The sequence below is a fragment of the Luteolibacter rhizosphaerae genome (genome assembly GCF_025950095.1).
Taxonomy (GTDB): domain Bacteria; phylum Verrucomicrobiota; class Verrucomicrobiia; order Verrucomicrobiales; family Akkermansiaceae; genus Haloferula; species Haloferula rhizosphaerae.
This window is the reverse complement of the sequence record NZ_JAPDDR010000006.1, coordinates 384,481-400,995: the sequence shown is the minus strand read 5'-3', so window position 1 is coordinate 400,995 and position 16,515 is coordinate 384,481. Positions and strand designations below refer to the sequence as shown.

General features: G+C 59.3%; 15 protein-coding genes. 4 read left to right on the top strand and 11 right to left on the bottom strand.

Going from position 1 to position 16,515, the window contains the following annotated elements:
- The first annotated feature begins 179 nt into the window (after positions 1 to 179).
- On the top strand, positions 180 to 500 hold the full coding sequence (trxA, locus tag OJ996_RS13805) for a thioredoxin (protein WP_264514194.1): 321 nt from the start codon (positions 180 to 182) through the stop codon (positions 498 to 500).
- 254 nt (positions 501 to 754) lie between these two features.
- Positions 755 to 1,336, top strand: a complete 582-nt coding sequence (locus OJ996_RS13800) for a hypothetical protein (protein ID WP_264514193.1) — start codon at positions 755 to 757, stop codon at positions 1,334 to 1,336.
- Here OJ996_RS13800 and OJ996_RS13795 read toward each other — a convergent pair.
- The 3 genes from OJ996_RS13795 to OJ996_RS13785 all read right to left on the bottom strand — a co-directional run bounded on the left by OJ996_RS13795 (position 1,243) and on the right by OJ996_RS13785 (position 5,226).
- Positions 1,243 to 1,722, bottom strand: coding sequence for a metal-dependent hydrolase (locus OJ996_RS13795; protein WP_264514192.1), 480 nt, complete (start codon positions 1,720 to 1,722; stop codon positions 1,243 to 1,245). The two genes, OJ996_RS13800 and OJ996_RS13795, sit on opposite strands and share 94 nt — an antisense overlap.
- A 163-nt stretch (positions 1,723 to 1,885) precedes the next feature.
- A complete protein-coding gene (locus OJ996_RS13790; RefSeq protein ID WP_264514191.1) occupies positions 1,886 to 3,814 on the bottom strand; it encodes a S8 family peptidase in 1,929 nt (642 codons plus the stop codon).
- Between the two features lie 305 nt (positions 3,815 to 4,119).
- Positions 4,120 to 5,226, bottom strand: coding sequence for an AAA family ATPase (locus tag OJ996_RS13785; protein ID WP_264514190.1), 1,107 nt, complete (start codon positions 5,224 to 5,226; stop codon positions 4,120 to 4,122).
- Between the two features lie 323 nt (positions 5,227 to 5,549).
- On the opposite strand from OJ996_RS13785, the gene OJ996_RS13780 reads away from it, so the two are divergent.
- Positions 5,550 to 5,789 (top strand): hypothetical protein, encoded by a 240-nt coding sequence (locus tag OJ996_RS13780; RefSeq protein ID WP_264514189.1) that lies wholly within the window; start codon positions 5,550 to 5,552, stop codon positions 5,787 to 5,789.
- Positions 5,790 to 5,992: 203 nt separating this feature from the next.
- Here the strand turns inward: OJ996_RS13780 and OJ996_RS13775 are convergent, their stop codons facing one another.
- The 3 genes from OJ996_RS13775 to cimA all read right to left on the bottom strand — a co-directional run bounded on the left by OJ996_RS13775 (position 5,993) and on the right by cimA (position 9,088).
- Positions 5,993 to 6,559 (bottom strand): DUF1287 domain-containing protein, encoded by a 567-nt coding sequence (locus OJ996_RS13775; RefSeq protein ID WP_264514188.1) that lies wholly within the window; start codon positions 6,557 to 6,559, stop codon positions 5,993 to 5,995.
- 48 nt (positions 6,560 to 6,607) lie between these two features.
- On the bottom strand, positions 6,608 to 7,447 hold the full coding sequence (locus tag OJ996_RS13770) for a rhamnogalacturonan acetylesterase (protein ID WP_264514187.1): 840 nt from the start codon (positions 7,445 to 7,447) through the stop codon (positions 6,608 to 6,610).
- A gap of 63 nt (positions 7,448 to 7,510) precedes the next feature.
- A complete protein-coding gene (gene cimA / locus OJ996_RS13765) occupies positions 7,511 to 9,088 on the bottom strand; it encodes a citramalate synthase (protein ID WP_264514186.1) in 1,578 nt (525 codons plus the stop codon).
- A 129-nt stretch (positions 9,089 to 9,217) separates the two neighbouring features.
- On the opposite strand from cimA, the gene OJ996_RS13760 reads away from it, so the two are divergent.
- Positions 9,218 to 10,618, top strand: a complete 1,401-nt coding sequence (locus tag OJ996_RS13760) for a tetratricopeptide repeat protein (protein WP_264514185.1) — start codon at positions 9,218 to 9,220, stop codon at positions 10,616 to 10,618.
- Here OJ996_RS13760 and OJ996_RS13755 read toward each other — a convergent pair.
- The 5 genes from OJ996_RS13755 to OJ996_RS13735 form a co-directional block, all read right to left on the bottom strand.
- On the bottom strand, positions 10,609 to 11,313 hold the full coding sequence (locus OJ996_RS13755; RefSeq protein WP_319800690.1) for a PDZ domain-containing protein: 705 nt from the start codon (positions 11,311 to 11,313) through the stop codon (positions 10,609 to 10,611). The two genes, OJ996_RS13760 and OJ996_RS13755, sit on opposite strands and share 10 nt — an antisense overlap.
- 244 nt (positions 11,314 to 11,557) lie before the next feature.
- Positions 11,558 to 12,094: a hypothetical protein gene (locus OJ996_RS13750; protein ID WP_264514184.1), complete on the bottom strand. Its 537-nt coding sequence runs from the start codon at positions 12,092 to 12,094 to the stop codon at positions 11,558 to 11,560.
- A 105-nt stretch (positions 12,095 to 12,199) separates the two neighbouring features.
- Positions 12,200 to 12,988, bottom strand: coding sequence for an FAD:protein FMN transferase (locus OJ996_RS13745; protein WP_264514183.1), 789 nt, complete (start codon positions 12,986 to 12,988; stop codon positions 12,200 to 12,202).
- Complete coding sequence (locus OJ996_RS13740) at positions 12,985 to 14,604, bottom strand: 4Fe-4S binding protein (protein ID WP_264514182.1); 1,620 nt, start codon at positions 14,602 to 14,604, stop codon at positions 12,985 to 12,987. The genes OJ996_RS13745 and OJ996_RS13740 overlap by 4 nt, the downstream gene beginning before the upstream one ends.
- Before the next feature lie 22 nt (positions 14,605 to 14,626).
- Positions 14,627 to 16,477, bottom strand: coding sequence for an FAD-dependent oxidoreductase (locus OJ996_RS13735; RefSeq protein ID WP_264514180.1), 1,851 nt, complete (start codon positions 16,475 to 16,477; stop codon positions 14,627 to 14,629).
- Positions 16,478 to 16,515: the final 38 nt, after the last annotated feature.

Here is a 16,515-nt window from a genome sequence, read left to right as displayed (position 1 = left end):
TCACGATCATGATCTACCCTATCATCACCTTCCTGCTCGCAGCCGCCGTTCTCGCTCTCGCGATCACAACCGGCAGCGTGCCGCTGGGCTGAATCAGCCACGCTTCTCCAAGGGCCGTCCCGCCGCTTCCGCGGCAGGGCGGCCCTTGACTTTTCCGGGTCTCCCTCCACCTTCCGCCCATGGCTCAGCAATTCAACGAAAGCAATTTCCAATCCGAGGTCATTGATTCCGACCAGCCCGTCCTCGTGGACTTCTGGGCCGAGTGGTGCGGACCTTGCAAGATGATCGGTCCGGTCATCGACCAGCTTTCCGGCGAAGTCGAAGGCCAGGCCAAGGTGGGCAAGGTCAACGTCGACGAAGCCCGCAACCTCGCCGTCAAATACGGCGTCCGCTCCATCCCGCTCCTCCTCTTCTTCAAGGGCGGCGAAGTGAAGGACCAGATCGTCGGCGCGAATGTCACCAAGGACATGCTGAAGCAAAAGCTCCTCGCCCTCGCCTGAGCTCAGTTCCGCTCAACTTTCCAAAAGGCCGGTGCCCTCTTTAGGGCCCCGGCCTTTTTAACGTAGTCCGCTCAGTCCCCTGAGCGGAAGAAGCCACCCTCCCCGCCCACTTCACCCATCCACCCATCCACCCATCCACCCATCCACCCATCCACCCATCCACCCATCCACCCATCCACCCATCCACCCGCCCGCCACTCCGCACCAGCACAAATCCCCTTGCTATTGCGAACGATTCTCAATAATTTCCCCACATGTTCGAGTGCTGGTGGCAGCAAGACGGTTTCGAGGCTTGGCACCTCCGCGGAGATCTCCGCGGCGCATCCCGCCGTTGGCAACATCGCCTCCACGACGAACTCTGGCTCTGGATCAACACCAGCGGCGAAGGCGTCGTCTGGGGTAAGGACCACCGCATCTTCCTGAAGGACGGGCTCTTCGGCTGCTTCGGCGGTCAGGAAGGCGAACCCTGGAAATGGACCCGCCTCCCCGGCCATCACGAAGCCGAGATCCTCATCATCCCGCGCGACTACCTCGCCGCGAACTTCAGCGCTGCCGCCGCCGCCAAGAACACCCCCTTCGCCAAATGGCTCCGCGGCGAGCAAGGCATGTCCTTCGCCGGCCTCTCCGCCCGGGAGGAGAAGCGCCTCGCCACCCTCCTCGGCCGGGGCTGGAACTCCAAGCGCATGCCCGCCGCCGTCAAACGCGCCCTCGACCGCTGGGTCGAGCGCATCCTCGGCATGGATCAGGCCTTGACGCCCCGCGCCTCGGCGTGCGGTCGCAAACGTACCAGAAGCCAAGTCAGGAAGACGAAGCCCATATCCCACCAGATCCAGTAATCCGGGTGGATATAATACTCGCCGATCTCATCGCTCCGCCACGGATACAGCCACGCGATCCCGCCTGAGATCGCATCCGCCCCCACGTGCAGGAAGGCCGCGCTCCAGCAGGCCACTGCCACCCGCCATCTCCCTCCCGGGAAGAAGCTGGCCACCACCGCGCACACCGGGATCAGCGCCAGCAGGAACCACACCGTGTGGGACCAGCTCGTCAACCGCGCCTCCCGCGAGATATGCGGCGTGCACAGGTCCGGCAAAGCCCCGAAGAGCCCGATCAAAGGCAAACCCCAAGCCGGGAAGAAATGCCCCCGCCCCCTCATCAGCGAGCCGTTCTCCAAGATCAGCCCCGCACAAACCGGGAGCAAAGTGTGGGTGCCGAGGAACATCGGCTATTTGTGCCAAAATTTGGAGATTAGGATAGCGAGGAATTACTCCAAGCGAGACCCTAGTATTTTGCCGATTCAAAATCATCAGATTCGCATCCGCTGCTCACGCACCAATTACAATGAGTTAGAAGGGCAAACTCCTCTCCGAAACAGGAGACGAGAGTCAAATTTGGATCCGAACCGGCGTAAGAATCTCCAATCGGCTCGAATATTTACGATACGCTCTGTCATACAGGTCTTTAATCTCCGGAATCTTAACAGCCACCACCATTGCGTAGGGAATCGTGTGTCCTCTCTCTGCAGCATCTCGCTCTCCTTGAAATCTAGACATCGGGTGAAGCCTGATCGCGGCATCCCGAAGCGAGCTAAGCTCCATGATCCGCTTCTGATGCAGGACCGTTTCCCATTTTCCCGCCGCCCGGCGATCCTGCTCCGTTTTCGAGCTGAAAACTGCTGAAACTTGGAAGAAAGGTCTAGTATGCTCCTTTAACTGCCCATCCTCACTGGGGATTCTGTGAGTAAACCAAGCTTCAACCCCCCGACGCGTATAAGATGCGGCATCAAAGGGGTCGATCTCGGTCCCAACGCAGAGGGTCACGGCCACCTCAACCGGATGGTCATCTGGGAGCTCCTCAAAGAGATCCTCATAAACCGGGCTAGGAATTGGGGACCGCACGTATTGTCCATCGATCAGGTTTCCTTGGTAGATCACTCGGACCTCTCCATCACCACAGGTGCACAGATCGATAGCCTCATTAGGCACAACGACCCCCCATCCCTTCTCGCGAAGGTTTCTCTTCCCTTGCGCTGCATTGATCAACAGACATCGAATACCCAAAGTCGAAATCTTATCGCCAAAAATCTCCCTCATTTGCACACCCGCTCTCAGCACCGATGGTGCCGAGAAGCTCGTCCCTCGAACGGCATCTACACCACCACGTCCATTCGGCGAGAACGTTCGGAATCCAATTTGGCTTCCCCCCCCAAAGGCGATGACGTCAGGTTTCACATATCCTGTGGGCCGTCCTGGACCAACGCTACTGTAGGCAGCGCGAACCGAGTCCCCATCTTGAGGTAGATCTGCGGCCCCCACTGAGAGAACATTTGCACCGTCGGCAGGGACTTGCACTCGATCATATCCGAGGTCACTATCCATCTGTCCTGTATTGCCCGCGGCAACGGAGATCAGAAGGTTACCCGAGCCTGCAAGACCGTCCAAGGTTGCCGTCCATGGATGAATGTCATCGTCCACAACAGGATATTGAGGCCCGATACTGATGTTGGAAAATTCGTAGGCCCCGCCCTCCAATGTATCACGTATTATTCTCAACGTCCGAGGCAAAAGATATGGGTCAGCATCATCAGATTCATTGTCTAGCACACGAAAGTGATCTACTGCAAATCGCGGACAACGAAGCTCACCAGAGGATGGAAGATTCCCGAAAAGTAGCGCGGAAGTGACTCGAAATCCGTGCTCTTGAAGTTTTGCATCCTGCCCCTGAGAGACACTATCAGCAAACTCCCTCGCCCATGGTGCGAAAAAGTCCCCAGCCAACCCTCCATCAAATACGGCAACACGATGAACTGTAGGATCCCCACTATCGATCTCCGGCTTTGGGAGCTGAATCTGCGAACTAGCGAATAGATCACCCAAGGGTTGAATGGAGACATCTATTGTGCGTAGCGTCGGAGCATGGCGGACCACCCGAATTGTTGAGAATTGAGAAAGCTCGTTCGCGGTCGTAGCGTCCATCAAGCCGTAAAAAAACTCCAATCCAAGAAGAGGCACCGACTGAGTCCAGTCAACTGAAGCACCTCTTTTTGCGAGAAACTCGACAAGAAGCGGGCCGACCTGCTCCCATCGGTGATCCTGATGCACTCCAAACTCAATTGGCAAGAGATCGCCATGCTGACTGAATGGCACTCTTAGACGGTCCGACGCCTTTATGGGAAAAACGTCCTCGATTTTTCCCATTGTTTTTCCAATAGCATCCGATCCATTACTACCTTTTATCATCCGTGCCATCTCCTCAAGGAGATATACCGAGCCAGAAGCGATGATGTCCACAGATGCTGTAACCTTCTTCTGCATTGGTCGCATGGCCACGTCAGGAATCACAGCGCAAGATTTGCTACCTAAGTATGATAGCGAAGACGCCCGAAGAAACTCTCCCGGAAATTTTGTGACCGCGAGGTAACTAGGATGTATTCTCACCACAATATCCACGAGACCGAGCGGCTTAAACTCGTCTGCTAGACTTTTAGCAAAATCGATGCATGTCGCAACCTTCGGAAGTAATCGTGCCTTTGCGCGATCCAGAGGGTAAGGGTCTGGTTTCCTCTTTCCGCCTTTACTTGGAGGGGCGGTTTCCTGCCACAGGGCTTCCCCCCGCCCTATCAAATATCGGTTTCTTTGCATTTAAGTCGTTTATCGAGAGTTGGACGGGAAATTCCCGCAATTCTACAAGCTTCAGATTTGTTAATTCCAGCTAGCACAAGCCTCTTCGCCAAGTCCGCCCGCGCTTGAGCGCTTTTCAGTTTTCCGGAATGAGCAAGCTCTTCCAAAACAGCTCGTGTCATTTCAATTTTTTCAACTACCACTGTCCGGCGAGAATTGAGAATCAGACGATCCAGAGAAGCATATGACCAATCTTCCAAAATCTCAGCCAAGTATTCGATAACCGTAGATGACACTTCGTCCGAAGACAACCTCCGCCTAAAAAAATCCGCTCGCGCAGCCTGATCGGGATTATCGCATCTTAGATCAACATTGAATCGGCGCCAGATAGCAGGATCCAGAAGTTCCGGATGATTCGTTGCCGCTATAAGAATTCGATTCCCTGGCCATTCGTCAATTTCCTGCAACAACACGGTGACTAACCGCTTCAGCTCACCTAGCTCATGGGTGTCATCTCGACGCTTTGCAATCGAATCAAACTCGTCTAGAAGGAGGATGCAATCGAACGTCTTAGCGTAGTCCAGAACCCTCTTGATGTTTATGCCAGTCTTTCCCAGAAAGCTGCTCATCACGGACGAAAGATCCAAAACAAGAAGCGGCAAATTCAATTGGTAGGCGATGTACCGAGCCGTCAGAGTCTTGCCGGTGCCCGGTGGCCCCCAGAGAAGGAGAGTGTTCGCCGGCGAAATTCCAGCTCTGTTCAATTCGTCCGCTTGTGACCTCTGTGCTAGAAACCTCTCGACGGCTGAGCGCATGTGCGGAGCAAACAGAGGCTCCACCGGTAGCTGATCTACCGTCTCCTCACGAAGCAATTGCAAGCGAGAATCACCGTCTACGGGAGGCGTCCGAGGCGACGCTTCGCGGAGACCGGCGGAACGCAGTTCATAGCTTTTCAGCAAGGCCTTTAGCTCTCTATTAGCCTCTTCGGGATGTTCGCTCCTCAGCATTTGACGAAGATATTGGGCGACGTCTGAGCGCTTCCCCGCCAATCCAAGCCTCGTCAGAGTGTAAATATCGTCGTACGGTTTAGAAAGTTTTACGTCCATTTTTCGAGGACAATGATCAATAATCACCCATTTATGTAAAGATCTGTTTTTTGGAATGGTGAATTTACACCACTAGAGCTTGAGGACTCGCCAGTGGAACGAGCGGGCGACGGGGATTTTGCCGGATGACACATTCCCTTTGAGGGCGGGGAGAGCGACACGGCTGAACGGAGGCTGATGGAGGCCCGCGAGGTCCACACGATGCTTCACCTGCCGACGGGTGCTTTCTAAGCGCGGGCGGCAAACGCGTGCCTGTCCTTCGTCGACAATGTCGGGTAAGGACGTAGCCTCGAAAGGAGTCTAATACTATGATCATCGTACAAATGTCCCGCAGTCTGAAGCTGAGCCTGACAAATCTTCAGGTATTCATCGACTGCTACGAGCCCGTCGGCCGCGACAAGACGAGCCTGGATCTGTTCTGGCTGAAGGATGACAGCCTCACCGACCTCGACAACCTGCCCGAACCTGCCGATTTGGCGGACGAGATCATCGAGAACATCGAGGCCGGACTGAACAGCTTCCGCGCCGTCGCCGCACTTTTGCAGATTTCGGGCAAGCGCTAGCGCCAACGATTCAGCGAAATCCTCCCGCCCTGTCGGCAAGCCATCCGTAGCACGCGCCGAAGGCGATTCATACTAAGCCACATGCACTCGGAGCTTCGGAAATTTCCATTCTAAGGCCGGCAAGCAAGCTTCCCCTTGGTCCCCTCCCCGACCGCAGGCAAACTTCATGAAACGACAGACATTTCATGACCTTTTCCTGCCCGCTATTTCCACCGGTAGTGCCCCGTCAGCGGGAACTCGAACAGCACGTCTTCCTCCTGCGCCCCCGCCCCGATGTTATGGATCATCAGCGGCACCCCCGCATCGGTCTTCTTGTCGCTCACGATCATCACGTGCGGCAGGTTCGGCGGCACGGTGCAGGTCACGATGTCGCCCGGCTTGTAGTCCGCCGGATCCTTCGTCACCGGCACGGAGAAGCCGCGCCGCTTGAAGAAGGCCTGCAGGTTCGGCACCCGCCGGTGGTCGATGTTCTTGTCCGGCCGCGATAGACCCCAGTTCTTCGGATAGGCCCCGAAGTTCGCTCGCATGTCCTCGTGCACCAGCTTTTGCAGATCCTGCGTCAGCCCCTCCCGTAGCGCGCGGACAATCACATCCGTGCACACGCCCCGCTCCTTCGGCACATCCCCGCCCGGATAGACCAGGCTCACATAGGCAGGATCATAGCGCAGCGTCACTCCCACCTGCTTCCGCGCCGCGCTCACGATTTTCACCCCCGTCTCCTGAGCCGGAAGCGGGGCCAGCAAAGCCAAACCGAGAAAGATCCAACGCATGCCAAGATAACGCATCATGAACCGCCATCTAGCAAGCGGGATAGATTTTCACCGCTTGGAAAACACTCTCCCCTCTTCGTTCAGAAACCCATCCAAAGGCTTCCCTGCCAGACCGGCACACCCTGCGATCACCTGTCGCGCATTGAACAGCGCGCCCGCATGGTTCGTGTGGGTCCGCTCGTCCGCGAACAGCGCCTCCACCTCCGCCTTCCCCATCCCGGCATAGGCCTCGCCGATCAGCGCGGAGAGATCCAGAAACAGCACGCCCTCCGCCTCCGCGCAGGCCTTCACCCAGCCACGCCACTCCGTCCAATCCGCCACCGCCCTCCCCTCGCGATCGAACTTCCTGTGCGGCACCGGCGAACACAGGACCACACTCGCGCCCTTTGCCTTCGCCGTGCGAGCAAAGTGCCGGAGATACCAGCCGTAGCTTTGGACCGTTTCCTTCGTCCCGTCCGGCTTCTCCACTGTTTCCGTCTCCTCACCGATCCCCTTGATCGAGCCGCGGAACTTCCCGGCAGCCCCCAAGGGACCGGCATCGTTATGCCCGAATTGGATCAGCACCACATCCCCCTTCTTCATCTCGCCGAGCATCCTGTCCCAGCGCCCCTCCGTGAAGAAGGTCCGCGAGGAACGCCCGCCGATCGCACGGTTCAGGACCTGGATCTTCGCCGGATCCAGGAAGCGGGAAACGTCCTCACCCCAGCCCCGCATCTCACCACGGTTCCGCACCGTCGAGTCCCCCGCGATCCACAGCGCCGGCAGGGTTTGCTCCGCAGCTTCCTCCGGAGGCAGATCACTGTCCTTCACTACCGGTCGCTCATCCTGCGCCAAGCTCGCGGAAACGGAGAGCAGCAGCAGGAGCAGCGCGCGGAAAATCGCATTCATCGGCGGAGCATGGCAGCCCGGCCCGCAGGCGGCACTGCCACTTACGGGTTAGCCGTCACTCCCTTACTTCCGCCGTTGCAGGAAGAGATCGATGCCATCCACCAGCGCGATCCAGGAAGCCTCGATGATATTCTCCGAGACGCCGATCGTGCCCCAGTTCTCCTTGCCATCGGTGGATTCGATCAGCACGCGAGTCTTCGCCGCGGTAGCGTCGTGCCCATCGATGATGCGGACCTTGTAGTCCACCAGCGAGACATCCGAGATCTCCGGATAGAAGGGTCGCAGGGCCTTGCGCAGGGCCTTGTCGAGAGCGTTCACCACACCGTGACCCTCGGCCACCGTGTATTCGGGCACCTCTCCGACATAAAGTTTCACCGTAGCCTCACAGACCGGCTGGTGACCATCGCGGTACTGGCGGAAGGAGGTGTGGAATTCCTTCAGATCGAAGGGCTTCTCATAGCGCCCCAGTTCGCGGCGGATCAGCAGCTCCAGGGAACCGCCCGCAGCTTCGAAGGCATAGCCCTCGTTCTCCAGATCCTTCACCTTCTGCAGCACCGCCTTAGCTTCGGGCGAACCCTTGTCCAGCGAGATGCCGAGCTGCTCGGCCTTCATCAGGATGTTCGACTGCCCGCTGAGCTCGGAGACCAGGATGTTCTGCTCGTTGCCCACGGACTGCGGCTCGATGTGCTCGTAGCTCCGCGCCAGCTTCTGCACCGCATTCACGTGCATGCCGCCCTTGTGCGCGAAGGCCGTGCGACCGACGAAGGGAGCCCGCGCGAAGTGCGGGTTGTTCGAGACATCGTCCACGAAGTACGAGAGATCCCGGAGTTTCTCCAATTGTGGCACCACCTTCAGGCCCATCTTGAGCTGCAGGATCGGGATCACCGAGGTCAGGTTGCAGTTGCCGGTGCGCTCGCCGTAGCCGTTGATCGTTCCTTGCACCTGCGTGGCACCGGCTTGCACCGCGGCGACGGCATTGGCCACACCCAGTTCGCAATCGTTATGGGTATGGATACCCACCGGCGCTCCCGGGATGCGTGCCTGCACGGCAGCGGCGATCTCCATCACCTCGGCAGGCAGGGTGCCGCCGTTCGTGTCGCAAAGCACCAGCCAATCGGCACCGCCCTCGGCCGCCGCTTGCAGCGAGGCGAGAGCATGCTCGGGCGAATCCTTGTAGCCGTCAAAGAAGTGCTCGGCATCATAGACCACCTCGCGGCCGTGCTTCTTGAGATGCGCGACGGTGTCGCGAATCATCGCCCGGTTTTCTTCCGGCGTGGTCCGCAGCACCTCGGTCACGTGAAGCTCCCAGCTCTTGCCGAAGATCGTGACCACCGGCGTCTCCGCCTCCAGCAGCAGGCGCACCTGGGCATCCTCTTCCACTGGTGTGTCCGCACGGCGGGTCGAGCCGAAGGCCGCCAGCTTCGCATGCGTGAGCTTCAGCTTCTTCGCCTCTTGGAAAAACTCCACGTCCTTCGGGTTCGAGCCCGGCCAGCCGCCTTCGATGTAATCGACCTCGAAGGCATCCAGGCGCTCGGCAATTCGCAGCTTGTCGAGCAAGGAGAGCTGGAATCCTTCACCCTGCGTGCCATCGCGCAGGGTGGTGTCGTAAAGTCGGACCGGCTTGTCGGAAAGAGCGCTCATGGGTGGCGGGGCGCGGAAACTAGGGCGATCCGGCATCGGGGGCAACCTGCAATCGGGACAGCAGATTCCACGGATTTCCCTCCCGGATGCTTGTCACCCAAGGACATTGCGCCTCTCATGCAGCCTATCATGACCCGAAATGCGTGGATTCCCGCACTTCTAGCCCTTGGCTTCTCTCTTCCCGTCTCCGCCCAGCTCTGGAAAGGGATTCCCGGCGATATCAATGCTCTGGAGAAGGCCGCGAAGACCGATCCCGAGAAGGCAGCTGAGTATGCCTGGCACCTCCTCGAGGGTCATGGCGGGCGGAAATTCGACGCCAAACAGATCTTCACTCTCTTCGAGGAGGCTTCCGCCCAAGGCAGCGCGCTCGGGCATGTGGGGCTCTCCCGCTGCTACGCCAAGGGTATCGGCACCACCGCCGACATGCGCCGGACATGGAAGCTCGCCGAGGAAGCAGGCAAAACCGGCCATCCGGAGGCATGGAAACAGATGGGCTATCTGACGAACGCGGGCTTGGGCGTGGCCAAGGACCGGAAGAAAGCGGTGGAGCTCACCGAGAAGGCTGCGCAGGCAGGAAGCATCTCGGCACAGGTGAACCTGCTGGTCTACACCAACTATGCCGGTGAGGAGGACCGCTACAGCCCACAAGCAAAGATCGCCCTGAAATACGGACACCTGATGGCGGCGATCAACGCGACCTTCGGCTACGTTTTCCTGCGGGGCAGGCCGGAGGAATATGAAACCAACCGCAAGCTGATCGAATTGCTGGAAAGCCGCGCCGAGCTTGATCACCCGGAGGCTCTCCAAGCACTGTCCTTCGTGAGAAGCTGCCAGGGCGATCGGGAGGCGAGCCGGGTGCTTGAACTCCGGGCAGCACGGACCGGGACGGGCGATGCACTCGAAGAACTGGCGAAAGAAGTTTCCCTGCCGACCAATCGGGGGCCGAAAGCGCCTTACACTCCCTATCATGTGACCGAGGAAGGCCAGCAGAACCTCGCCTGGCTGAACTATCAGCACGGGGAACGCGGCGACCACACGGTGACGAGTGCCGCAAGCGCCTTGGCCGAAGGGATTGATGGCAAGCCGGGCGATCCCGCCGCAGCCGTGAAACTGCTGGCCAAGCACCTGCCGGGAACCAACAAGCAAAACCACTTCTACCTCACCCTGCGCTATCTCCCGCTGGTCGGGAAGAAGGAGCACGAGAAAGCCGGAGCACTGGCCGTGGCTCACGCCGCCTATGCCACGGATCGATACCCGAAAGCGCTCGGACTGCTCGGCTACCTGCTCTCCGGCAACGCCAAGGGCATCGAAGCCGATCTACCCCGCGCCCACGCCGCGATGCGCCAAGCTCCTGAAAGCGAGAAGCAGCGGCAAGATCAATGGAAGAAACTCGACGCGAAGCTGAACGACGAGCAGCGCAAAGCGGCAGACGACTTGGTCGCGAAAGGCTACCCCACCGCGGCCGAGTTCATTGCCGAGGCTGCTGCCCTGCTGAAGGAAGCCGGAGAGCTTGAGGGCACTCACGATTGAGTCCGGGCGTATTTTTCCGGAAGATCATGCTCGATGCGCATCCGCTCGAGCCAGCCGGAGAAAGTGCCGTCGATGACTTTCACCGGCGGTTCCTTCAGGGGACTGCCCAAGGTGAGTTCCACCGGCTCCTGGAGCGGCCCCTTGCCTGCCAAGCGGGCCGGGGACCGGTAATCGAAACGGCGGACCCTGACCTTCACTTTCGCGCCCTCCCCTGACGTCCGGATCATTTTCATGAGGCGTCCCACGCAATCGTCTCCTTCGAGCGGCTTGCCATTCCACTCGACGATCACATCCCCTTTGCGAAGCCCCGCCTTCGCGGCGGGAGAGTCCTTGGCCACGTCCTCAATCAAGGGATGGACCGCAGTGACGCCCTTGGTGCTGCTGGTCTCAAGATAGCGGGAAAAGATCATGCCGGTCTCGGGTTCGCCGAGACGATAGCACTGGCGCAGGAAGATGTTCTTCAAGATATCCGGTATCCGGGCGCTCGCTTCGGGGCCCATCTTTGCTGAACTGAGATAACGGATCACCTCCTCCAAGTGATCATCTGCCGCGGCGGCCATCTCCGTGACCGCCTCTTCCCTGGCTTTGAAATCCTCGGCATCCAATTTCTTGGCCAAGCCTCCCAAATCCGGAGCGGAGATGACCTCGGAACCGAGAAGACCCAAAGCGATGGCCGCATAACCCGCAAACTTCATCCCGACCCATTCCAAGAATTCCGCAAGCTTGTCAATCCAAGCCGCAAGCCGACCGAGCCGGGATCAAGATAAACCATTTATCTGTCAGTTATCTTTCCGAAAAACGGCCAAACCCAAGCCTGCCACCCATGTGAATATATTCACTCCGGCCCTCCAAAAAAGTAGGAACCAGCGTAGTTCACAATAAAAACCCCGGCATGCTGTTCGATCAAACAGCCTGCCGGGGTTAAATGTAAATACAATATCAGGCGCGGATACCCGCGAACTCGAGGAACTTGTCCAGAGGCATCGCAACTTGAATCTGGGGCGATGTCTGGGTCACGTGAATCGCGTTTGCATTGCCCGGGATAGGGCCGAATTGGAGGTCCAGTTTCTTGATCGACTCCGGGATCTGGGTCTGGATTTCACCGGTCAGGAGATCCTGAGTGATCTTCACCGGGAATCCTTTTCCGTGGAGAACCTTGTAGAAAACGCTCTCATCCAGCTTGCCGGCGGCGGGGGCCGTAGCCTTTACCACACCTGCCTTTGCCGCCTTTGGGGACTTACTTCCCTTTTCGTCCGATTCACCGGAGGCCGGGCAGGTGCCGTAGGATGAAAGATATTTTCCAGACACCCAGATCGGAGAGGCACCGGCACGGCGATAGCGCGGAGTATCGCTAAGTGTCCACTTGCACTTCGACTTCTCAAGGTCCGCATAGACAGCAGCCTCCGTGGCTTCGAGACCGTTTTTCTTACGCAGCTCAAGAACTTGTTCTAGGGTGTCGGATGGGATCTTGTCCATAAAGTGCGCGGAACCTGTGACAGGACCACCCCCCTCGCAAGCGCTATTTCCCGATAATATAAAATAAAATTCCGGGCCTTATTTTAAAAAGGGAATGCCTCTTATCTAATGTGACCGTCCGAGCCAGACGACCCTCAATCCCGGCGGGCAGATTCCGGGCCCCTTCACGAAAAGCGCCGTGGCCCAAGCACTTGCATGCGCGGCATCCGGCCCGATGACGGTCACGGAACAAGGCGGACGCAGAAGCGGCTCACCCGTGGCGGGATCCAGCAGATGGGACACTAGCCGGCCATTTTTGGATTCACGCCACTGTCGGTGATTCCCGCTGCTCGCCATCGCTTGCCTGGAGAGCGAAACCGTTTCGGCAATACCGTCCGGACCTTCGATCCCCACTGCCCAATCTCCTTCCCCGGCGCGCACCTCGCCGGCGAGGGAAAAAACATGCCGGTGAATGCCGCGGCATCTCAAAAGCTCGCAAACCCGGTCGACCGCGAAGCCCTTCCCCACCGACGACAAGTCCACCCCCGTCCCTCCGGGGCCGAAGCCAGCCTTCCCGAGCTGGGCGAGCATGCGATGATCGAAGGCTCCACCGGTATCCAGCCGGAGTTGCTCCGCCAGCTCAAGAACCCGGGAGAGATCCTCGCTCGCAGGTTCACCCCGATTGTAGCAGGAGAGATCGGAGTCCTCGCGCCAGATGCTGAGGACTTGCTCCCAGTGCTCGAGAACCGCGGCGATCTCACCCGGAAGTTGCACGCGATCAAAGTTCTCATCCGTAAGCAGCTTCCACTCGCAGCCCATCGCCCGGCCAGCGAGCAGAGTCGGCCCGGACGGCTGCTTCCGCCAAAGGGCAATGAGAAGAGCGACGAGGAGCAGGAATGGAAGAAGTCGCTTCATGCCATGGGAACCAAGAACCAAGACAAGGCCACCAGGCCTCCGGCGATCGAATCGCGGCGGGTCCAGCGACCGGGCGCGCTGGCCAGAAACTTCAGCACCGCTCCCGTAGGACATCCATAGTGGCAGTAGGCCTGGGGCAGGAAGCTCGCCGCTGCCAAGCCTCCGATGAAGATGACCACCGGGAGCAGGGCAACAAAGCCCGCGCTCCAGACTTCGAAAGGCTCGGAGTGGGAGAAGGGAACGCCGATGCCCAGGAAGGCCATCGCCCACAACAGGACGAGCGTCAGCCAAGGCATGCCCACCAGGAACCGGTGAAGTTTCGGCGGTAGCGAGTGCCGCTTCTTCCGGAAGCTGCCCATCAGCTGTTGGGCAGCGCCGTGCGGGCAGAGATGGGAGCAATAGATGTTCTTCCCGAAGACGGCGGGAATCAGCAGCGCGGAGACCGTGAGTGCCAGCAGAGGCAGAGCGGAACCTGTGATCGAACCCCGCATTCCCGATTTGATCCACTGGTCCTGACCGGTCATCAGCCCGAGCCAAAGCCCGCCACAGGCGACACTGACGAGCGAGAAAAGCATCCGGAGCCGCTTGCGACCACGCCAAGGCCCCAAGCCGAGCAAGAGCCCCACGCCGATCCAAGCGAAGGCAATTCCTTCCCGCCATCCGATCGCCGGACCCGCCTTGATCTCGGGAGCGAAATGCCTCCGCAGCATCTCTCTCACCGTCTCCTCCACCGATTCGGCAGTCCGGCTGGCTCCGGAAACCATCACGAGCTCGCCGGGGACGGCCGCGAGAATCTGTTCATTCGAGCGACTGCTGAAGGGTGTGTCGAAGACAAGTCCGTCCCGGACGTCGGACGTATAGGGTTGGTTATCCCGGCTACCCTGCAAGGAGACGCCGAGGATGCGATCCCCATCGAGAGCAAGGAGCAGATCCTGTGAGCCTTGGAAGCCACGCACCGAAACGCCCATGCGGCTGGAGCGCAGGAGCTCGCCCAGTCGCTCACCCCGGGCATTGGAGACCGTGGCACCCTCAATCCGCGAGGCCTCCGGAAACCAGCGCCTGATCTCCCCGATAGGAACTTCGCCGGGAAACCATTGGTCCATCTCCCGTGCTCCGAAACGGGCCGCAAGACCTCGTGCGATCGCCTCGCTTGTTAGAGACGCACTGCTTACCATCACCGGCTCTCCCGGTGATGCCAAGCTGGCTTGATGACGACCGTTCCACTGGCTCAGAAAGCGAGGATCCCCGGCGACCTTGGCCACATGACCGGCCGTATCAGCGCTTTCCAAAAGATGCACCCCGCGGACACGGCGGGAAGTATCGAAGACCACCAGCAAATTCGTCGGCCCGGCATAGCCGATCACGGGGAGTGATTCGGGGTAGCTCTGGGCAAGCCATCCGACCGTTTCGCCGTCGGGTCTCAGCACCGGTCGAAGACGATCATCGCCTTCCGGAGCACCAACCGAAGCTGCCGTCGGCAAATCCGTCTTCAACAAGGACAGCAACGCAGCACCGTCCAGATGATCGACCTGTCGATCCTCACGCTTGGCCGTGGTGAAATAGAGCGCGAAGAATGCCGCCACCAAAAGACCGAGGCGGTAGCATGCGATGAGCACACGCTTCGCCCGCCTTGCCGCATTACTTGGTGGAGGCGGTGCTTTCGCCGAGCGACTTGCGCAATTCATCGATGGAATCAAAACGCTGTTTTCCGGGCATGCGCCAGAGCGTCTTCACCTCGTCGAGATGATCGCGGTAGACGTCGCGGGGCAGGCAAGCGTGGACCTTGCAGATCGCGGCGGCCCGACCCACCGCCACGCCCATCATGCCGATGGTCTTCATCACGCGGATCGTACCCAGCGCCTCCCGGGTCACGCTGATGTTACGGCCGGCCATGAAGAGGTTCGGCACATTGCGCGAATAGAAGCAGCGGTAGGGAATCGGATAGCCCACCCGCTTGTCCACCGCGTGGCGGTGAATGTCCTTCGAGATGAAGGGGCGGTCCGGATTCTCCTTGGTGTAGACCGGGTGCGGGATGTGCAGGTCGATCGACCAGGTGGTGAGCACGCAGGCATCAGGAAACTCCTTCTTCTCCTCGATATCGGCATCACTGAGAACCACATCGCCGATCAATTGCTGCGTCTCTCGCGTCCCGCCCACATAGGCGAGCCATTGCAGCTTGGCATTCGCATGCTCTTGCGGATCGCGGTTGGCATAGACGCCGTGGTTCTTGATCGCATTCCACGCGCTGTAGGAGGCCAGCAGGTTCCAGTCGCGGGTTTGTTCAAGCTCCTTGATCGGATGACTGTCGAAGCCGCCCTCCCAGAACCATTCGGCGTGGTGGCGCTGCGGATAGGGGAAACCTTTCTCGCTGAGGTCGATCATCCATGGCTCCTCCCGGAAGCTGCGAGGCGATGCTTCCGCTTTCCACATCCACATGTTGCTCATGCCCATCCGCCCCTTGCGCTCCATCGTGAGATCCGCCCCGGCCCACTGCCCGATGAATCCGTGACCGGTGCAATCGGCGAATAGCCTTCCCTTCACGCGTTTGATCTTGCCGGTCTTCACCTCCAGGAGCTTCGCCGCGGCGATCTCCTCGCCCTTCATCTCCAAGCCGTACGCGTGGTGGCCCAGCAGCAGCGTGATGTTCTTCTCCGCCTTCACGACCGCCTCCTTCTTCGCGTCGACGAACTGCTCGGCGGCAGCGGGCGAGGCCTGCGCACTGTCGGAAATCTCCCGCACGATGTCCGCCATGAGATACTCGCTCGGAGGCAGGTCCCCCTTCGCCCAAACCCGCACTTCGGAAGAACCATTGCCACCCAGCACTTCCCGGTTCTGGACCAGCGCGACCTTGCACCCCATGCGTGCAGCAGAGATGGCGGCACCGAGACCACCGTAGCCCCCGCCGATCACCACCAGGTCAAAATCGCCCGCATCCTCGACCGCCAAGGGTGCCCCCGGAATCTTCCAAGCGATGCGATCCTCCAGCAGGCACTTCTCCGGAGGACGCAGCCCTTGGGAGCGGCTGAGCAAGACTGCATCGACTCGGCCGTCGAAGCCGGAAAGGTCCTTCAAGGAGAGAGTGGTCTGTCCCTGCTTCAAGGAAATTGAGCCTGCTTCCTCCCAATGCCACTCGCCTTTGCCTTTTCCAAGCTCTCCACCCACCTGCGTGCCACCGATCGAAAGCGAGAAACGTCCTGCTCCGCCCTCTCTCTCCAAGGCCTCCGTCCAATCCATCGTGCGGGCCCATACTTTGTAGCTGCCATCCCCGGGAACGGTGATGGAGGTGCTGGCATCCGCGACACACTCTCCCATGCCGTGTGCGAGCAGGTAGGGCGAACCCATGGTCTCGATGAACTGGGTATCGACCTGCCAGCCACCCCTCTCGGAGAACTGTTCGGCCTCGATCAAGAGGGTGTCCGTCTCCCGGGCTTGTAGAGGCAGGGCAGAACACATGGCTCCGAAGAGAATGAATCTGATATGCGTATTCACGATATTTTATTTTATGAATACGAAAAACAAAGCAGGAC